We start from the raw sequence: 18,530 nt of genomic DNA, 5'->3' as shown, positions 1-18,530 counted from the left end.
CGATGGCGGGGTGCCTGACTTACACTATGCGCCGTTCCCATCCCCCACGCCACTGGCCGCAAAGCGCGCCTGGCGCCCCCTCGCCATGCACGGACGCGACCATCTCGACACCTATTTGCTGCGAGTGCTGCACACGCTGCTGACCGAGCAGAGCGTGACCCGCACGGCGGTCAAGCTGGGCCAGTCCCAGCCGGCGATCAGCAATACGCTCAAGCGCCTGCGCGAGATCACCGGCGACGCAATCCTGGTGCGCGGCAAGAGCGGCATGGTGCCGACCGAACGCGGGCGGGAGCTGCTGCTGCTGGCAGAGCAGAGCCTGGCGGCGATGGACCGCATTGCCCGGCCCCCGCAGCATTTCGACCCGGCCACCACCACGCGCACCTTCCACCTGGGCGCGCCGGACTACCTGGACGCCTTCTTCCTGCCCAATATCGTCGAGCGCGTGCGCCGGCTGGCGCCCGGCGCCAAGCTGTTCGTGCATCCGATGACCTCGTCCAGCGATTTCCTCGACAGCCTGGAGCAGGGGCAACTCGATATCGTGGTGGGAAACTGGCTGTCGCCGCCGGAACACCTGCATATCTCGCCGCTGTTCGACGACGAGGTAGTGTGCATGCTGGGCGCCCAGCACCCGCTGGCGCGCAAGGGCCTCACGCTCAAGCACTATCTGGAAATGCCGCACCTGGCGCCGGCGCCGTATGCGTCGATGCAGCGCAGCATGATCGACCAGGCGCTGGCCGAGCAAGGCTACAAGCGCAATATCCAGGTCACGCTGCCGTACTTCGGGCTGGTCCCCTACGTGCTGATGAAGACCGACATGGTGTTCACCACCGGCCGGCAGTTTGCCGCGCACTACGCGCAATACCTGCCGCTGCGCATGGTGCCGTCGCCGGTGCCGTTTCCGCGCATGCGCTTCTACCAGCTCTGGCACGAGCGCTGCCATGCGGCGCCAGACGTGGTGTGGCTGCGGCGGATGATCGCCGAGGTGGCCGGGGAATTGCCGCAGCTGCCGCAGCTCCCGCGGCTGGACGAAGCGCAGGTCTGAAGCCGCTCGCCGGCCAGGGCGGCGGAGGTGCCCGCCAGCGCCACCATGGCAGCGATGCCGACGGTGATCGGCGCGCGGCCCGGCAAGTGATCGGGATGGCTGGAAGAGTGAACGCCGGCACGGCGGCTTCTTGTCTTTATGTTCGTAGAAACACAATTGCCACAAGGTCGCGAGATCGGTGAGAATGTGGCGGAAGCGATGATTTTCCAGGATTCGGATTGTCCTTGAGCCGCATCCAACTCGTAATTGTGAGAAGCGTTTCATATGACATTTCGCTTTGACCTGTTCCCTGTCGTGGGTGCGGACGACAATCCCCGTGCCAATGCCAAGGTGTTCCAGCTTCTCAAGGCGGTGCGCGAAACCGGTTCCCTGCACCGCGCGGCCCGCGAGATCGGGCTGTCCTATCGCCACGCCTGGGGCGTGATGCGCTCCTGGGAGGATATGCTCGGGCGCGCCATGCTCGACATGGAGCGCGGCCGCGGCGCCTCGCTGACCTTGTTCGGCGAACGGCTGCTGCGCGCCGAAGGGCGCCTGCGGGCCGCCATCGACCCGGTGGTGCAGAAGGCCATGGCGGATTTCCTGGCCGATCTCGACGATGCGGCCCAGCCGCAGACACGCATCCGCTTTTCCGGCAGCCATGATCCGGGCATGGAAGTGCTGGCCTCGGCGTTGCATGAAGAAGTCGGCGGACTGCAGCTCGACACGGTGTTCTGCGGCAGCGTGGAAGGACTGATCTGCCTGCAGGAGCGGCAGTCCGAACTGGCCGGCTTCTATGTCTCGCCGATCCAGACCGCCGGCTCGGTGGCCCACGTCACGCTGCGCAAATGGCTGCGCCCGGCCGCGGTGCGCCTGATCCGGCTGGCCTGGCGCGAGCAGGGCCTGATCGTCGCGCCGCAACTGGCGCGCGACATCCGCGATCTGCGCGACCTGGCCCGCAGCGGGGCGCGCTTCGTCAACCGCCAGCGCAGCTCCGGCACGCGCATGCTGTTCGACCAGCTGCTGGCCACGCACGGCCTGTTCCCGGACCAGATCGTCGGCTACGAAACCCCCGAGTTCAGCAACGAGAAAGTGGCGCAAGCCGTGCATGAGGGGCGTGCCGACGTGGGTTTCGGGCTGCGCATGAATGCCGAGGCGCTCGGGCTGGCCTTCGTGCCGCTGACGCGCGAAGCGTATTTCCTGGCGCTGCGCAAGAACGACCAGCTCGCGCCCTGGGCGCACGGACTGCTCGCGCGCATGGCCGAACCGGCCTTTGCCAGGCGCATCGAGGCGCTGCCCGGCTACATCATGGCCGAGCCCCAGCGGATCCTGACCCCGCAGGAGGCCTTGCCCTGGTACCGGCCCGACGGCAAGGAAGGCGGCTAAGGCCCTGATGCTTCCTCCGGGCTGTTTGCCCGGTGCCGTATTACACTGCTTGCAGCGGCTGGCGCGCCTGCCGGCCGCTCCCGCCGTGCAAGGAGTGTCATGCTAGAAACGGCCGCGCTGGCAGCGGGCTTGTCCTGGACCAGCGGATTCCGCCTTTACCTGGCCGTGTTCACGGCCGGCGCGCTGGGACGCGCGGGCTGGCTGCACCTCCCCGCGGGGCTGCAGGCGCTGGAGTCATGGTGGGTCATCGCGCTCGCCGCGGTGCTGGCGCTGGCCGAGTTCGTAGCCGACAAGGTGCCGGGCTTCGACTCGTTCTGGGATAGCATCCAGACCTTCATCCGCATTCCCGCCGGCGCGATCCTGGCCGCTGCCGCCTTCGGCCAGCTCGATCCGCAGTGGATGGTGGCCGCGGGCCTGGTCGGCGGCACGCTGGCTGGCACGGCGCATGCGGCCAAGGCCGGCACGCGCGCGCTCATCAATGTATCGCCGGAGCCGTTTTCGAACTGGGCGGCCTCGCTGAGCGAAGATGTCGCCGCCGGCGGCGGGCTGTTGCTGGCGTTCTTCTTGCCGGTGGTCTTCCTGGTGGTGCTGGCGCTGCTGTTGCTGGTGGCGATATGGCTGCTGCCCAAGCTGTGGCGTGGCCTGCGCCGCCTGCGCGAGGCGCTTGCCAAGCGCGCGGCGCCCGCGGTGGCGGCGCGGCGCGAGCCCAGGCGCTAGCGCGCCCATGCGGCCCGGTGCCCCGCCAGGCTCACCGCATCGACGCAGGGATGAATACCCGGCGGCCTGCCGCGCAGGCCGCCTCAACGTATGTGCACGGACAACTGACTGATGCCTTCAGAAATGGATTCGGCTGCCGCGATTTCCGGCGCTATCTTGCCCTCGCCGCGCTTCTCCGCCTGGCGCCAGGCACTGCGCATGGCGCGCCGCGACTGGCGCGCGGGCGAGTTGTACCTGCTGCTGTTCGCCCTGGTGCTTGCGGTGGCGGCACTGAGCAGCGTGGGCTTCCTGGCCGACCGCATGCGGCTTGGACTGGAGCGCGACGCGCGCCAGATGATTGCATCTGACGTGCTGATCGTGAGCGACCAGCCCTTCGATGCGACTTTCGCCGGCCGCGCCGCGCAAGCCGGGCTGGCCGTCGCGCGCACTGTCACCTTTCCCAGCATGGCGACCGCGCGCAAGGCAGGGGCGCCGGCCGCCGGTGCCGCCGCGCCGGCAGAGGCTCCGTCGCAACTGGCCGCGCTCAAGGCCGTCGGTCCCGGTTATCCGCTGCGCGGCCAGGTCAAGGTGGCCGCCGCGCGCGGTGGCGAGGAGGCCGCGGCCACGGGCATTCCCGCGCCGGGCACGGTGTGGGTGGACGAAGCCTTGCTCGATTCGCTCGGCGTGTCGCTTGGCGACACCATCCAGCTCGGCAGCCGCGGCTTTCGCATCGAACGCATCATCACGCAGGAACTGGACCGTGGCGCGGGCTTCATGAACTTCGCGCCGCGCGTGATGCTGCCGCTGTCGGACCTGGACGCGACCGGGCTGGTGGGGTGGGGTAGCCGCGTGACCTACCGCTTGCTGGTGGCCGGTCCCGACGCTGCCGCGCAGGCCTACCAGCAGTGGGCCGAGGCCGAGATCGGCAAGCGCGGCCTGCGCAACACGCGCGTGGAGTCGCTCGAATCGGGCCAGCCGCAGATGCGCGCCACGCTGGATCGCGCCGAGCGTTTCTTGTCGCTGGTGGCGGTGCTGTCGGCGATGATCGCCGCGGTGGCGATCGCCATGTCGGCGCGCCGCTACATGCAGCGCCATACCGATGCCTGCGCGGTGTACAAGTGCATGGGCCTGTCGCGCCGTGACATCCTGCTGGCCTTCGCGCTGGAGTTCCTGCTGCTGGGCGTGGGCGGGGCGGTGAGCGGCGTGGTGCTGGGCTACCTGGCGCACTATGGCCTGCTGCTTTCGCTGGGCAAGCTGCTTACCGTGACGCTGCCGCAGCCTTCCTTCGTGCCTGCGCTGGTCGGCCTGCTGGCCGGCATGGTGCTGCTGGCGGGATTTGCCCTGCCGCCGCTGCTCGCGCTCACGCGCGTATCGCCGCTGCGCGTGCTGCGGCGCGACCTCGGCGCGCCGCCGGTGTCCACCTGGATTGCCTACGGGCTCGGCCTCGGCGCCTTCGTGGCGCTGCTGCTGGTGGCCGCGCGCGACCTCAAGCTCGGCCTGACCACGGCCGGCGGCTTCGTCGGCGCCGGCGTGGTGTTCGCGCTGCTGGCGCTGGGGCTGCTGAGCCTGCTGGCGCGTCTGATGCGCGGGCGCACCCTGGCGCGCGGCAGCGTGGGCTGGCGCTTCGCGCTGGCGGTGCTGGAACGGCGCCGCGCCGTGACGGTGCTGCAGACGGTGGCATTGGCGGTGGGCCTGATGGCGCTGCTGCTGCTGGGCATGACCCGCAACGACCTGATCGCCTCGTGGCGCAACGCAACGCCGGCGGACGCGCCCAACCGCTTCATCATCAATATCCAGCCGGACCAGCGGGCGCCGCTGGCCGGCATGCTGTCGCATGCAGGCATCGCCGATTTGCTGTACCCGATGGTACGCGGGCGGCTGACGCATATCGGCGGCCATCCGGTGCGCGCCGAGCGCTACCCTGACGGGCGCGCCCGCAACCTGGTCGAGCGCGAGTTCAACCTGTCATACACGGACAGCCTGCCGGCCGGCAACCGCGTGGTGGCCGGCAACTGGCTGGCCGGCGGCCGCGAGGCCGGCGCCTCGGTGGAGGAAGGCATCGCCAAGACCCTCGGCATCCGGCTGGGCGACACCCTGCGCTTCGATGTGGCGGGGCAGGCGGTGGAGGCGCCGGTCACTTCGCTGCGCAAGCTCGACTGGGGCTCGATGCGCGTGAATTTCTTCGTGATCCTGCCGCCCGCCGCCATGCAAGGCCTGCCGCAGACCTACATCACCGCCTTCCACCTGCCGGCCAGCCAGTCGGCGCTCGGCAACCGGCTGGTGGCATCCTTCCCCAATATCACGGTGGTCAACACCGACCTGATCCTGCGCCAGGTCCAGGAAGTGCTCGACCAGGTGATCGCCGCAGTCGAGTTCCTGTTCGTGTTCACGCTGGCGGCCGGCGTGACGGTGCTCTACGCGGCGCTTTCCGGCGCGCGCGACGAACGCAAGCGCGACGCCGGCCTGCTCAAGGCGCTGGGCGCGTCCGCCGCCGTGGTGCGGCAGACGCAATATGCCGAGTTCCTCGTGGTAGGCGGCCTGGCGGGGCTGCTGGCCAGCCTGGGCGCGATCGCGGTGGGCTGGGGCTTGTCGCAGTTCGTGTTCGATTTCCCCTACCGCTTCAACGGCTGGATCGTGCCGGCCGGCGTGCTTTCTGGCATGCTGTGCGCTTTCGCGGGAGGCTGGCTGGGTTTGCGCGAGGTGCTGAGACAGCCCGCGCTGGCCACGCTGCGCGAGACCTGAACGCCGCGTGTGCGCATGTTCTGCGGCGCACCCCGCGCACCTGAAGAAACTGACGAGTGTTTTTATGAGTACCGATTCGAAGCCCGAAGCCACCAATACCGAAGCCACCAATACCGACGCCGCCGACACCACCGCGTACGAACTGGTCGGCGGCGAGGCGCGCGTGCGCGAACTGGTGGACCGCTTCTATGACCTGATGGACCTGGAGGCGCAGTTCAAGGGGCTGCGCGCCCTGCATCCCGGCTCGCTCGACGGCTCGCGCGACAAGCTGTTCTGGTTCCTGTGCGGCTGGCTTGGCGGGCCCAACCATTTCATCGAGCGCTTCGGCCACCCGCGCCTGCGCGCGCGCCACCTGCCGTTCGAGATCGGCACCAGCGAGCGTGACCAGTGGATGCGCTGCATGGCGCTGGCGATGCAGGACGTGGGCCTGTCCGAAGACCTGCAGTTGCGATTGATGAAAGCCTTTTTCGACACCGCGGACTGGATGCGCAACGTGCCGCGCTGATGCGTTCCTGCCGGACCTACCGATATCCACCACCATGACCCTGCTCCAGGCCTTGCCGGCCGAAGCGCAACGCGTACTCGATTTCTGGTTCGGCGCGCCGGGCTCGGCGCAATGGAACACCACCCGCAAGGCCTGGTTCACCAAGTCCGCAAGCTTCGACGCCAGCGTGCGCGCCGCCTTGCTGCCGCTGTGGGAAGCGGTGCGCGCCGGCGCGCACGACGACTGGGCCCTGACGCCGCTGGGTGCCTGTGCGCGCATCGTGGTGCTGGACCAGGTGCCGCGCAATGTCTTTCGCCACGATCCGCGCAGCTTTGCCACCGACGCGCAGGCGCTGCAGGCGGCGCGGCAGGTGGTGGCGAGCGGCGCCGACCGCCTGCTGCCCACGCCGCATCACCGCCTGTTCTGCTACATGCCCTTCGAGCATGCGGAATCGCGCGCGGACCAGGCCGAATCGGTGAGGCTGATGCGCGCCTTGCGCGACGACAGCGAGGGCAAGGTCGACACGGTGGCGTGGGCGCTCAAGCACCAGGCTGTGATCGGGCGCTTCGGCCGCTTCCCGCACCGCAACGCGGTGCTGGGGCGGGAGAACACGCCGGAGGAAGCGGCCTTCCTGCGGGAGCCGGGTTCCTCGTTCTGAGCGCTGGCGGCGGAGCGCGGCGCCATCAAGCTGCCGGCTTCAGCACCAGCCGCACCAGCTCGATCCAGTAGGTCGCGCCCAGCGGCAGGATCGCATCGTTGAAGTCGTAGTACGGATTGTGCAGCGGCGGGTTGTTCCCGCTGCGCGCCGCACCGAGGAATACGTACGCGCCCGGGCATTGCTCCAGCATGTAGGCGAAGTCCTCCGACCCCGTGCGCGGCAGGCAGTCCGTGTCGACGCGCTCGTCGCCCACCACCCGGCGCGCCGCGGCGGCGGCCAGGCAGGTTTCCCGCGCCGTGTTCACGCAGGCGGGATAGCCCGCGAAATAGTTCAGCTCGATCTGCGCGCCCGAGGCAGCCGCCAGCCCCTCGCACACGGCGCGCATGCGCGCTTCCGCCCGGGCGCGCGTGGCGGGCCTGAACGAGCGGCAGGTGCCGCGCAGGACCACGCGCTCGGGGATCACGTTCCAGGTATCGCCGCCGTGGATCTGCGTCACGCTGATGATCAGCGAGTCGACGGCGCTGACATTGCGGCTGACGATGGCCTGCAGCGCCGCCACCAGCTGCGAGGAGACCACGACCGGATCGATGCCGGCCTCGGGCTGCGCGGCATGCGAGCCCTTGCCGGCGATGACGATCTCGAACGTATCGGAGTTGGATGTCATGGTGCCGACGCGCGTGGAGAACGTGCCCAGCGGCAGGTTGGGCGAGTTGTGCAGCGCGTAGACGCCCGCGCAGGGAAAGCGCTCGAACAGGCCTTGCTCCACCATGACGCGGCCGCCGCCCTCGTTCTCCTCGGCGGGCTGGAAGATGAAATGCACCGTGCCGCTGATGCTGGTGTCCTGCGACAGGAATTGCGCCGCGCCCAGCAACATGGCCGTATGCCCGTCGTGTCCGCATCCATGCATCTTGCCGTCGATGGCCGAGCGGTGCGGCGCGTCGCCGAGTTCGTGCATGTCGAGGGCGTCCAGGTCCGCGCGCAGTCCGATCGCCGGGCCGGCGCCGCGCCGCAGTGTGCCGACCACACCGGTGCCGCCCAGCCCCTCATGGACTTCCAGGCCCATCCCGGCCAGCGCCCGCGCCACCAGCCGCGCGGTGCGGTGCTCGGTGAAGGCGGTTTCGGGATGGGCGTGGATCTCGTGCCGCCATGCGCGCATGCGCTCCAGCAGTGGCAGCGGCAGCGCACCGGTGCGCGGCTGGAGGGGCTGGTGCGATTCAATAGGTGTCGTCGGGGGCGTGCTCATCGCGCGGCTGCTCCTGGCAGGGTGAGGTGAAACGGCGATTTTCGGCACTCCCGACGGTTGTAACCATGACAAGTAAAGTGGAAAATCGTTGTTCACGGTGCAACGGTGCATCGTCCTCGCAGAAGAACCGGGAACGGAGACGGCGCGCTGAGGTCAGCGCAGTGCCGGGAACAAGCCATGGAAGACGTACTGGACCGCAGGCGCGCGCTGTGCCTGCTGCAGATCATCGAGACCGGCAGCGTGCGCGGCGCGGCCGAAGTGCTGGGGCTGGACCCGTCGGTGGTGAGCCGTGCCGTGGCCAGGCTGGAGCAGGACACAGGCCTGGCCTTGCTGGAGCGGCGCGGAAGGGGGGTGGCCGCGACCGATGCCGGGCGCATGCTGGCCCTGTTCGCGCGGCGCCAGCAGGACCTGCAGGACACCTTCCTGGCGGAGGTCAACAACCTGAAGAACGCGCGCGGCGGCCACGTGGACCTGGTGTTCGGCGAGGGCTTCGTCGATCTGCTGCTGGAACCGGTGCTGCAAGGCTTCATGCGCAAGCATCCGCAGGTGACCTACGGCATACAGGTGGCCGGCACCGATGAAACCATTCGGCACATCGTGGAAGACCTCGCCCATATCGGCCTGGCCTTCGAGCCGCCTACCGATGTGCGCTTGCGCTCGCACTGCTCGCGCCTGGCGCCGATCCGCGTGCACGTGCGCCGCGATCATCCGCTGGCACGCATGCGCAGGGCCCTCAAGCTGGCCGACCTGGCGCCGCATGCCGGCGCCACGCTGGTGGAGTCCTTTGGCGTGCGCAAGCATATCCAGGCGGCGGAACTCGACGAGCATGTCAGCCTCAAGCCGATGCTGGTCACCAATTCGTTCAAGGTGCTGTGGGAGTTCGCCGCGCTCGGGCTGGGCTTCGTCATGGTCCCGCGCTCGGTGCCGCACAAAGGCGCGCAGCTCAAGCAACTGGTGTCGCTGCCGCTGGCCAATCCGATCCTCAACAACAGCCGCAACCACATCATCACGCGGGCGGGGCGGCACCTTTCGCCGGCGGCCAGCAATATGCTGCGCCATATGGTGAAGTCCTTTCCGGAAATCTGACGCCCGCTGGATCGCCCGCTTGCGCCACCTGCCGCCACCTGCCGGCACGTCCCTCGATCGTTGCACTCGATGCAACGATTTGGCCCTCTCCGTGTCATTGCTGCCGCTGAAATCCCGTTGCTAGACTGGCGCCACATACCTGGACATGGCGATCACCACGGAGAAAAGATGAACGGCGCGATACACAAACACCGGTCGGGGCGACTGCACGGCGCAATGCGATGGCTGTCGGCCCTGCCGCGACTGGTGGCGCTTGGCCTGGCCTGCGTGGCCATGCCGGCGCTGGCCGACGGGCCGGCCTTTCCCACGCTGAAACCGGTATCGCTGGTGGTGCCCTATCCCGCCGGCGGCGCCAGCGATGTGTCGGCGCGCATTTTCAGCGAGCCCATCGGTCGCGCGCTGGGCCAGCAGGTGCTGGTGGAGAACGTGGCGGGCGGCACCGGCGTGCTTGGCGCCAAGCGCGTGCTGAACGGCCCGCCGGATGGCTATGCCATGCTCCACGGCTCGCCCAGCGAAGTCATCCTGACGCCCCTGCTGAATGCCTCGGCCAGATACAAGCCGGAGGATTTCCGGCTGGTACAGCCGATCACCGAAGCCACCATCGTGCTGCTGGTGCGTGGTGACCTGCCGGTCCACACGCTCGATGAGTTCATCGAACTGGCCCGGCGCCCCGGCGCCAAGCCGCTGACCTACGGCACCGTGGGCATGGGCTCGCTCTACCACGTGCTGACAGAGTACCTGGGCCAGCGCACCGGCGCCAAGTTCCTGCACGTGCCGTACAAGGGCGCCGCGCCTGCCATCCAGGACCTGGCCGGCGGCCAGATCGACTTTGCCGTCCTGGCCTACCAGGTCAGCATGGACAGCATGGCCAGGCAAGGCAGGCTGAAGGTGGTGAGCAGTTTCTCGCGCACACTGCCCGCGCAGCTCAAGCACATCCCGACCTTGCGCGAAAGCAAGCTGTTGCCGGATTTCGAGTACGTGATCGGCGGTGGCTACTACGTGCGCAAGGGCACGCCGGACGACGTGGTGCGCAAGCTGCGCGTGGCCATCGGCAAGGCGCTGGCCCAGCCGGAGCTGCGCGCCCGGCTGGAGTCCGAGGGGCGCACGGTGCTGCATGCGGTGAGCGAGCAGGAAGCCGACGCGTGGCAGGCCGCGCAGGTCAGCCGCTATCGCGGCATGGTGGATGCGCTGGGCCTCAAGCCGATGTAAGGCGCCGCGCGGGCGGGGCTCAGGTCTGCCCGCGCTTTTCCTGCCACTTGTCCACGGTCACGCGCGGGGCATTGGCGAGCTTGTCCAGGATGCCGGCAGGCGTGGCGTCCGTCAGCAGCAGGTCGTTGTGCACCTGCTTGAGAAAGCCTTCGTCCACGGCGTGCTGCAGGAAACCCAGCATGCTGTCGTAGAAGCCGTTCACGTTGAGCAGTCCGACCGGCTTGGCGTGGTAGCCCAGCTGCAGCCAGGTGAAGGTCTCGAACAGTTCTTCGAAGGTGCCCACGCCGCCGGGCATGGCGATGAATGCGTCGGCGCGGTCGGCCATCATCTGCTTGCGCTCGTGCATATTGCGCACCACGTGCAGCTCGGTCAGGCCGCGATGCCCGACTTCCTTTTGCATCAGCGCGTCGGGGATGATGCCGATGGCGGTGCCGCCGTGCGCCAGCACGGCATCGGCCACGGTGCCCATCAGTCCGACCTTGCCGCCGCCATAGACCAGCGCCAGGCCGCGTTCGGCCAGGGCCTTGCCCATGGCGCGCGCCGCGTCGGCGTATTCAGGACGGTTGCCGGGGCTGGAGCCACAGTAGATGCAGACGGACTTCACTTGTCTTCCTTTTGGTTCTGTGCCGCGCTGGCGGCGGCGTATTCGCGGGCTTGCTTGTCGAACGCCTGGCGCGCCTTGCCGCGCAGGTAGGGCGCCAGGATCGAGAAGATGTGATAGCTCGCGCCGTGCAGGTACCCGCGGATCTGCGCGGGATCGTTGTACTGGCGCGGGTGCTGCACGAACTGGAAGGACAGCCAGTAGGTGGACACCACGACCATGTTGGTGCAGATGGCATCGACCTGCTCGGGCGTGGCTTCCATCTCGCCGTCTTCCTGGAACTGGCGGCAGATCTCCATCGCGAAGCGCTTCTTCTGCTCGACGATGCGCTTGAAGTTGGTTTCAAGCATGCGGTTGCGCGCCAGCAGGTCGTTGATGTCGCGATACAGGAAACGGTAGTTCCACAGGAACTCCGACATGTACTGCAGGTAGCCCCAGCTCTCGTCCAGCGTGGCCTTGTGATCTTCGGGCAGCTTCAGGCGACGCTCCATCTCCTGCTCGAACAGCACGAAGATGGAGTTGATGATGTCGTCCTTGTTGCGGAAATGGTAGTAGAGATTGCCGGGGCTGATCTCCATGGCTTCCGCGATGGTGGTGGTCGTGACGTTGGGCTCGCCGAGTTCATTGAACAGGCGCAGCGAGACGTCGAGGATGCGGTCCCGGGTACGGCGGGGACCGGATTGCGGTTTGGGTTCCATGGGCGACCGGGCGAGCGGCGATTCGGTGAGTTGATGGCGATTATAAGCAATCGCGCCTGACGCACCGCCGCACGCATACCCGCGGGGCGGGCGATGCACGCCCGCCGCCGCCGGCCGCGGACTTGCGCTCAGGCGGCCAGCTGTCGCAGCCATCCGGCCACGATCGGCCCGGCGATGGCGAGCCAGGTGCCGCCGCACAGCACCAGCGCCAGCATCACGGCGGCACTGCCGAAGTCCTTGGCGCGCTTGGACAGGCCGTGGCGCTCGAGCGAGATACGGTCCACCGCGGCCTCGACGCTGGAGTTGAGCAGCTCGACGATCAGCACCAGCAGCAAGGTGCCCAGCAGCAGGATGCGCTCGACGATGCCGACCGGCAGCAGCAGCGCGCAGGGCGTGAGGATCGCCACCAGGGTCAGCTCCTGGCGGAACGCGCTCTCTTCCAGCACCGCGTAGCGCAGGCCCGACAGGGAGTTGATGCCCGCATGCCAGGCCCGCGCCAGGCCGCGGTTGCCCTTGTGCGGGTTCTGCTCAATCGTGTAGTCGCTGTTCGGCGAAGCCTTGGCCGGTGCCGAGGTCGGGGCCGCCGGCGGGCGGCTGGGTGCGGGCGGCGGGGGATGCGGAGTCGGCATGTTCGGATGAGTGACGGGCAGCGCTGCCGCTGGCGCTTGCATGTGCGCACGGCAGCGGCTGCAGGTGTGTCAGGAACTGCTCGGAGGCGGCGCGCCACGAGAACCGCTCGGCGTGGGCGCGGGCGGTGAGACGGTCGATGCGCAGTGCCTCCAGGCACGCTTCACGCAGGTCTTCGTGCATCACGCCGGCAGTGCTCTCGCCGAGCACGTCGATCGGGCCGGTGACCGGATACGCCGCCACGGGCAGGCCGCTGGCGAGCGCTTCGAGCAGGACCAGGCCGAAGGTGTCGGTGCGGCTGGGAAACACGAAGACGTCGGCCGAAGCATACACCTTGGCCAGTTCCGGCTGGCTCAGCACGCCCAGATAGCTGGCGCCCGGATAGCGCGCGCGCAGCGAGGCCAGCGCCGGGCCGTCGCCGACCACCCACTTGGAACCCGGCAGGTCCAGCGCGAGGAAGGCCTCGACGTTTTTCTCCACCGCCACGCGGCCCACGTAGAGGAAGATCGGGTGGGCCGTGTTGAGCACGTTGGCGTGCTGCGTGGTGAACACGTCCAGGTCCACGCCGCGGGTCCACAGCACGCCGTGCGTGAGGCCGTAGCGGTGCAGGTCCTGCAGCACCACAGGCGTGGGCGCCATCACCGCGCGCGCCGGGCCGTGGAACCAGCGCAGGAAGGCATAGGTCCAGCTCAGCGGAATGCCGAAGCGCGCCTGCACATACTCAGGGAAGCGCGTGTGGTAGGCCGTGGTGAACGGCAATTGCTCGCGCATCGCGTAGCGGCGCGCGGCCAGGCCGAGCGGGCCTTCGGTGGCGATGTGCAGCGCGTCCGGCGCGAAGGCGCGGATGCGCGCGCGCACCTTGGCGCCGGCGAACAGCGACAGGGCGATCTCGGGATAGGTCGGGCACGGGATGGTGCGGAATTCTTGCGGCGTGATCAGCTCCACCGTGTGGCCCATCGCCACCAGTTCGCGGCGGGTCGACTTGAGCGTGCGCACCACGCCATTGACTTGCGGCTCCCAGGCATCGGTGACGATCAGGATCTTCATGGCTCTCTCCTTGCGGCGGGCCGCGTGGGTGACCGGCCTCGGCGAGGCCAGGGCGATGCGTTGGTGGCTGGCGCGGGCGCTCAGGCCGCGGTGACGGCGGCGCGGCGGCCGGCCGTGGCGGGAGCGTCGAGCAGCGTGGTCCAGTAGACGATCTGCAGCTCGCCCTCCTGCGTCTCGACGAGGGCCGACAGGCTTTCCACCCAGTCGCCGTCGTTGCAGTAGAGCTGTCCGTCCACCTCGCGGATCTCGGCCTTGTGAATGTGGCCGCAGACCACGCCGTCGCAGCCGCGTCGGCGCGCTTCGTCCACCATCGCGTGCTCGAAGGAGTTGATGTAGTTGACCGCGTTCTTGACCTGGTGCTTGAGGTATTGCGACAGCGACCAGTACGGGAAGCCCAGGCGCGCGCGGATGCGGTTGAAGTGGCGGTTGATGGCCAGGATCAGGGTGTAGAGCGAATCGCCCAGGTAGGCCAGCCAGCGCGCGTGCTGCACCACGCCGTCGAACAGGTCGCCGTGCACCACCCACAGGCGGCGCCCGGTGGCGGTCACGTGGATGGCATCCTCGCGCACCGTGATGTCGCCGAAGGCGAGGCCGTCGAACTGGCGCGCCACTTCGTCGTGGTTGCCGGGCACGTAGATCACCTCGGTGCCCTTGCGCGCCTTGCGCAGCAGCTTCTGCACCACGTCGTTGTGGCTTTGCGGCCAGTACCAGCCGCGCCGCAACTGCCAGCCGTCGATGATGTCGCCGACCAGGTAGAGCTGGTCCGATTCATTGTGCTTGAGGAAATCGAGCAGGTAGTCGGCCTGGCAGCCGGCCGTGCCGAGATGGATGTCCGACAGCCAGATGGCGCGGTAGTGGCGGATCGGATGGGTGGGATGCGGGGGCTGGGGCGTGGCGGCGGGAGGAGGCAGGCTGGCGGAGGCGGGGGTGGCGGCCCCGCGCGCCGGGGGGCGTTGCTGCAGGGCGCTGGCCGGTGGCATGAAGGCGGCCAGCGCGGCGGGCAGGGACGAAGGGCGGGGCAGCGATGGCGATCCGCCAGCGCGGCCGCGCAGCAGTTGCGCGGCCTTTGCCAGGTGTCCGCGGGCAGAACGAAGGGCTTGAACCATGGCGGCCTCGGTAGCGACGATGGCTGCATTGGGCCAGCCGGCGATGACGGAGCCGTGACGGAAACATGAATGTCATATGACTGTGGCGTGCCGGCAAAAAGAAGCCGCCGGCGCCCGGCGCGGCGGGGGGCTCAGGCGGCCGGCGCCACCGCCGACAGTTGCGCGAGCGCGCCCAGCGCGGCCTGCGTGACGCGCGGATCGCGCAGCAGGCTGACGTGGCCGATGCCGGCGAGCGGGACATGGTGGGCGCCCTCCAGCCAGGAAGAACCGGCCGGGCCGGCAATGGAGTCGTGCCAGCTGAAGATCGATACCAGCGCGGCGCGCTGGCGCGGCGTTTCGCGCATCGCCAGCGCGCGCAGCCACGCGCTGCCGCAGCGCATCTGGCGGGCATTGAAGCCGCTGCCGTAGCGTGCCAGCGCGCAGCCGTGGTGCGGCGTGCCGAGCGTGACGATGCCGCGGCACGGCGGTGGCGCACCGCGGCCCGCCATGGCGGCACGCGCGGCCAGCCCGCCCATGCTGTGGCACAGCAGCAGCGGGGCCTGGCCGGTGGTGGCGGCAATGCGCGCGATGGCTGCGCGGACTTCGAGCGCGTAGTGCTCGATATCGCCGAACACCGGTTCCAGGTCGATGGCCTCGCAGTGATAGCCGGCCGCCGCGAGCGCCGGCTGCATGTCGAGCCACACCGCGTGGTTGCAGCCGTAGCCGTGCACCAGCAGCAGCGGCGGCCGTGCGCCGGGGGCGCGGGCCGGCACGAAGCGCCGGTGCGAACAGAAAGGCTGGAGCCAGTTGAACATGCGGAACACGGCGAGGCATTCGCGCGCGTGGCAGGCCAGCGCCCGCGCCGGCGTCAGGCGCGCGCAGCGTGTCGCCAGCAGGGCGGGCGGCAGCGGGGGGCGCATTGCGGCGGGCACGCCCAGGCCGCGCAGGGAGATGGCGAAGGCGGCGGCGACCGACAGGCCAAGGACGAGGAGGGCGAGAACCAGACCGCCCAGCAGGCCCGCGGCGAGCGTCCAGCCGAACCAGTCGTGCAGGGCGGCGGCACAACCCAGCGCTGCGGCGGCCTGCAATGCCACCGCGATGCGGCGCAAGGCGGCGGCCGACAGCGTCATGGCTTGGGCGGGCGCAGGTCGGTCAGGCGCGTCCCCGCCAGGCGGTCGTGCAGGAACTGGCGCCGCGGGTCGAGCCACGCCAGCAGGATCCAGATCAGCAGGCCAACGGCCAGGGCGCCGACGAAGGGGCCCTTGACCAGTCCGAGCGCGTGGCCCACCGCCGCCGAGGGCGGCAGCCACAGCCAGGCCAGCAGGTAGCGCAAGGCGGCCCGCGGCCAGCGCGGCGGCACGCCGGCGGCGGTCTCCACGCGCATGCGCCAGGTCTGCATGGCCAGCGTCTGGCCGTTGCGCTGCCAGAACCAGGCGAAGTAGCAGCCCAGCACCAGGAAGCTCCAGGCTTGCATGGCAAAGGTGCCGTCCAGGCCCAGGCGCTGCAGCGCGGGGCGCCCCAGCAGGTAGAGCGCGGTCGATGCGCTCAGCACGCCGAACAGGAGCACGCCTTCATAAAGCATGCAGGCGACGCGGCGGCGCAGCGAGGGTGCTTGCGCCGGACGCGGGGCGCTGGCCGGGGCGGGGGAGGTCTTGGCGGTGGGTTTGGACGTGGTCGCGGCGGGCATGGCGGAATTGGGGGAGGGCGATGCCGCGCCTGGGGTCATGCGCGGCGGCTGACGCTGTCGCGGCGCGGTCGGACGGGCGGGCGCGAAAGGGGATTATGCCAAAGCCGGGACTGGCCCGGGGCGCCGGGAAGGGCGCCCGGCGTGCAGGGTTCAGCGGCGTACCGGCTCGTCCGGGCTGGCCGGGCCGATGGCGCTGCTGGTCACGGCCTCGGTGTTGGCCTCGCGCGGGGTATCCGTCGCGGCGACCGCACTGGCCGGGGTTGCCGGCGCGGCCGGTGCGTGCTGTCCGGCCTGCGCATCGGATGCATGCGCAATGGCTGCCGATGCCGGATGATGCGCGACGGTTGCGCGGTTACCGGCGGGTGCCTTCTTTTCCAGATGCAGCTGGCGGGTGGTTTCGGCGGGCAGGCGCTTGCCGGACGGCAGCGCGCTGACCGCACCCGGGCGGCGCGGCACTTTTTCGGCGGCGGCCAGGTTCTTCTTCTGTTCTTCCGGTAACTGCTGGTATTTGTCCCAGGCTTCGGCCTTCTTCTGCGGGGGCAGTGATCGCGTGATCTGGTAGTTTTCGCGCGCCAGCCGGCGCTGCTGCGGCGTCATCTTGACCCATTCTGTCATGCGGGTCTGCAGGCGCGCCTGCTCGGCCGGCGAAAGCTTCTGGTATCGCTCGGCGATCTGCAGCCATTTGCGGCGATTCAGCTCGGGGAATGTGTTCCATTCCCCTTCCAGCGGAGCCAGGATGCGCTGCTGCACGACGGAGAGCTCGGACCAGGCCGGGCGGGCGTTGGCGATGCTGGCGCCGGCGGCGGACGATGCGGCGCCGGTCGGGCGGCCGCCCTGCGCCTGGCATGCAGAGGGATTGAGCAGCCAGGCGCCAGCAAAGGCGGCGCCGGCCAGCAGCAAGCCTGCCAGCCGCCGGCGCGATGCGGCGGGATGGAAGAGGGCACTGGCCATCGCTACTGACCGCGCTTGAGGAACACGTGGAAGCCCTGGTCGGCGTAGGCCGACGGCGGGAGATCGTCGAGCAGCATGGCGGCATCCACGTCGGCGAGTTCGTCGACGCGCTTTTGCTGCTGCCAGTGGTAGATGCCGATCAGGCCGGCGCCCAGCGCCACCAGCGTCCAGACCAGGCCGAGGCGGCGCAGCCAGGCGCCCGCGCGATGCAGCGGAGAATCGTCTTCGTCGAAGTCGATCGTGTGTACGCCCGCCGCGGCCAGTTGCGGCATGGCGACGGCAGCCTGCGCCTTCTTGCGCGACAGCGCGATCCGCCGCGCGGCCGCGAGCCGCTCGGTCACATCTGCCGGCAACGCATTCGCCGAGGCATCCAGTGCCGTGCGGATCTCGTGTGCCAGGCGGCGTTCGTTGATTTCTTTTTCGTTTCTGGTGCTCATAGTCGGACCCCCCGCGCTCGCAATGCCTGCGCCAGTGTGTGCGTGGCACGGGAACAGTGAGTCTTGACGCTACCTTCGGAGCATCCCATGACAGCAGCCGTTTCCGCGACGTCCATATCCTCCCAGTAACGCATCAGGAAAGCTTCGCGTTGACGTGTCGGCAGACGCTGGATCTCCTGTTCGATGATGTGCATGGTCTGGGCGCGCTCTACCTTGTCGGCGCTGCTCTCCGCTGATTCGGAGCCGATTTCGGCCTCGAAAGTGTCGAGCAGGTCATTATCTTCGCCTTCCCTGTCATCGCGCAGGTTGGAAAACAGCGTGACCCAGGTATTGCGCACCTTCTGGCGTCGGAACCAGTCGTGGATGGTGTTCTGAAGTATGCGCTGGAACAGCGGTGGCAGCTCGCCGGCGCTCTTGTCGCCGTATTTTTCGGCGAGCTTGATCATGGCGTCCTGGACGATGTCCAGGGCGGCCTCGTCGTCGCGCACTGCAAACACGGCCTGTTTGAAGGCGCGCCGTTCGACGCTGGCGAGAAAGTCGGAGAGTTCCTGATCGGTTGCCATGCAGGCGGGTACTGACGGTGAGGCCGTGGCCGGTGGATGTGCAGGTTACGGCTTTCTGCACTTCCAAAATGGGGGGAATGCTAGCAAATAACCCTGTGGGTGACCATCCTTGTTCTCTCTTGTGGTCATTCAGGACCCTCCCATGTAGTCCCGCGGTCTCCGCGCGGCCAGATCGCGGCTCCGGATGGCAGCCGGCAGCGGGGGCTTCCCTGGCAATCAGAAAGCCATGGACCATCCTGATGCAATGCAGTATCATCGTTGGTTCACGACATCAGTGGTTGTCTCATCCGGCCGCTTATGAGGCGGTCTTCC

General features: G+C 68.9%; 19 protein-coding genes. 8 read left to right on the top strand and 11 right to left on the bottom strand.

Going from position 1 to position 18,530, the window contains the following annotated elements; translation table 11 throughout:
• Window positions 1-85: 85 nt before the first annotated feature.
• The 6 genes from AB4Z48_RS02880 (at window position 86) to AB4Z48_RS02855 (ending at window position 6,984) form a co-directional block, all read left to right on the top strand.
• Window positions 86-1,042, top strand: coding sequence for a LysR substrate-binding domain-containing protein (locus AB4Z48_RS02880; RefSeq protein WP_441612356.1), 957 nt, complete (start codon window positions 86-88; stop codon window positions 1,040-1,042).
• A 264-nt stretch (window positions 1,043-1,306) separates the two neighbouring features.
• Window positions 1,307-2,404, top strand: a complete 1,098-nt coding sequence (locus AB4Z48_RS02875; RefSeq protein WP_441612355.1) for a substrate-binding domain-containing protein — start codon at window positions 1,307-1,309, stop codon at window positions 2,402-2,404.
• A 99-nt stretch (window positions 2,405-2,503) separates the two neighbouring features.
• A complete protein-coding gene (locus AB4Z48_RS02870) occupies window positions 2,504-3,121 on the top strand; it encodes a DUF4126 domain-containing protein (RefSeq protein ID WP_441612354.1) in 618 nt (205 codons plus the stop codon).
• Window positions 3,122-3,232: 111 nt separating this feature from the next.
• A complete protein-coding gene (locus AB4Z48_RS02865; RefSeq protein ID WP_441612353.1) occupies window positions 3,233-5,842 on the top strand; it encodes an ABC transporter permease in 2,610 nt (869 codons plus the stop codon).
• 64 nt (window positions 5,843-5,906) lie between these two features.
• On the top strand, window positions 5,907-6,347 hold the full coding sequence (locus AB4Z48_RS02860) for a group II truncated hemoglobin (RefSeq protein ID WP_441612352.1): 441 nt from the start codon (window positions 5,907-5,909) through the stop codon (window positions 6,345-6,347).
• Between the two features lie 34 nt (window positions 6,348-6,381).
• Window positions 6,382-6,984, top strand: a complete 603-nt coding sequence (locus AB4Z48_RS02855) for a DUF924 family protein (protein ID WP_441612351.1) — start codon at window positions 6,382-6,384, stop codon at window positions 6,982-6,984.
• Window positions 6,985-7,009: 25 nt separating this feature from the next.
• Here AB4Z48_RS02855 and AB4Z48_RS02850 read toward each other — a convergent pair whose 3' ends face one another.
• Complete coding sequence (locus AB4Z48_RS02850; RefSeq protein ID WP_441612722.1) at window positions 7,010-8,140, bottom strand: amidohydrolase; 1,131 nt, start codon at window positions 8,138-8,140, stop codon at window positions 7,010-7,012.
• A gap of 264 nt (window positions 8,141-8,404) precedes the next feature.
• On the opposite strand from AB4Z48_RS02850, the gene AB4Z48_RS02845 reads away from it, so the two are divergent.
• Complete coding sequence (locus tag AB4Z48_RS02845) at window positions 8,405-9,313, top strand: LysR family transcriptional regulator (RefSeq protein WP_441612350.1); 909 nt, start codon at window positions 8,405-8,407, stop codon at window positions 9,311-9,313.
• 216 nt (window positions 9,314-9,529) lie between these two features.
• The gene (locus AB4Z48_RS02840; protein WP_441612349.1) at window positions 9,530-10,522 is read left to right on the top strand and encodes a Bug family tripartite tricarboxylate transporter substrate binding protein; all 993 of its coding nucleotides are present in this window, start codon (window positions 9,530-9,532) and stop codon (window positions 10,520-10,522) included.
• A 19-nt stretch (window positions 10,523-10,541) separates the two neighbouring features.
• Here the strand turns inward: AB4Z48_RS02840 and AB4Z48_RS02835 are convergent, their stop codons facing one another.
• The 10 genes from AB4Z48_RS02835 to AB4Z48_RS02790 form a co-directional block, all read right to left on the bottom strand.
• Complete coding sequence (locus AB4Z48_RS02835) at window positions 10,542-11,126, bottom strand: TIGR00730 family Rossman fold protein (RefSeq protein WP_441612348.1); 585 nt, start codon at window positions 11,124-11,126, stop codon at window positions 10,542-10,544.
• Window positions 11,123-11,821, bottom strand: coding sequence for a TetR/AcrR family transcriptional regulator (locus AB4Z48_RS02830; protein ID WP_441612347.1), 699 nt, complete (start codon window positions 11,819-11,821; stop codon window positions 11,123-11,125). Before AB4Z48_RS02830 ends, AB4Z48_RS02835 begins: the two co-directional genes overlap by 4 nt.
• 128 nt (window positions 11,822-11,949) lie before the next feature.
• A complete protein-coding gene (locus AB4Z48_RS02825; RefSeq protein WP_441612346.1) occupies window positions 11,950-12,450 on the bottom strand; it encodes a diacylglycerol kinase in 501 nt (166 codons plus the stop codon).
• Complete coding sequence (locus AB4Z48_RS02820; RefSeq protein WP_441612345.1) at window positions 12,350-13,495, bottom strand: glycosyltransferase family 4 protein; 1,146 nt, start codon at window positions 13,493-13,495, stop codon at window positions 12,350-12,352. Before AB4Z48_RS02820 ends, AB4Z48_RS02825 begins: the two co-directional genes overlap by 101 nt.
• Window positions 13,496-13,575: 80 nt before the next feature.
• On the bottom strand, window positions 13,576-14,601 hold the full coding sequence (locus AB4Z48_RS02815) for a UDP-2,3-diacylglucosamine diphosphatase (protein ID WP_441612344.1): 1,026 nt from the start codon (window positions 14,599-14,601) through the stop codon (window positions 13,576-13,578).
• Between the two features lie 131 nt (window positions 14,602-14,732).
• A complete protein-coding gene (locus AB4Z48_RS02810; RefSeq protein ID WP_441612343.1) occupies window positions 14,733-15,710 on the bottom strand; it encodes an esterase/lipase family protein in 978 nt (325 codons plus the stop codon).
• Window positions 15,707-16,267, bottom strand: coding sequence for an RDD family protein (locus AB4Z48_RS02805; RefSeq protein ID WP_441612342.1), 561 nt, complete (start codon window positions 16,265-16,267; stop codon window positions 15,707-15,709). Before AB4Z48_RS02805 ends, AB4Z48_RS02810 begins: the two co-directional genes overlap by 4 nt.
• 150 nt (window positions 16,268-16,417) lie before the next feature.
• Window positions 16,418-17,218, bottom strand: coding sequence for a DUF3106 domain-containing protein (locus AB4Z48_RS02800; protein ID WP_441612341.1), 801 nt, complete (start codon window positions 17,216-17,218; stop codon window positions 16,418-16,420).
• Window positions 17,219-17,220: 2 nt separating this feature from the next.
• A complete protein-coding gene (locus AB4Z48_RS02795) occupies window positions 17,221-17,655 on the bottom strand; it encodes a DUF3619 family protein (protein ID WP_441612340.1) in 435 nt (144 codons plus the stop codon).
• The gene (locus tag AB4Z48_RS02790) at window positions 17,652-18,218 is read right to left on the bottom strand and encodes an RNA polymerase sigma factor (protein ID WP_020203616.1); all 567 of its coding nucleotides are present in this window, start codon (window positions 18,216-18,218) and stop codon (window positions 17,652-17,654) included. The genes AB4Z48_RS02795 and AB4Z48_RS02790 overlap by 4 nt, the downstream gene beginning before the upstream one ends.
• Window positions 18,219-18,530 lie beyond the last annotated feature (312 nt).

The organism is Cupriavidus sp. 2TAF22 (assembly GCF_052115045.1).
In the GTDB taxonomy this organism is placed as follows: Bacteria; Pseudomonadota; Gammaproteobacteria; order Burkholderiales; family Burkholderiaceae; genus Cupriavidus.
Note: the sequence above shows the minus strand (reverse complement) of the source record. Positions and strands in the feature narration are given on the sequence as shown.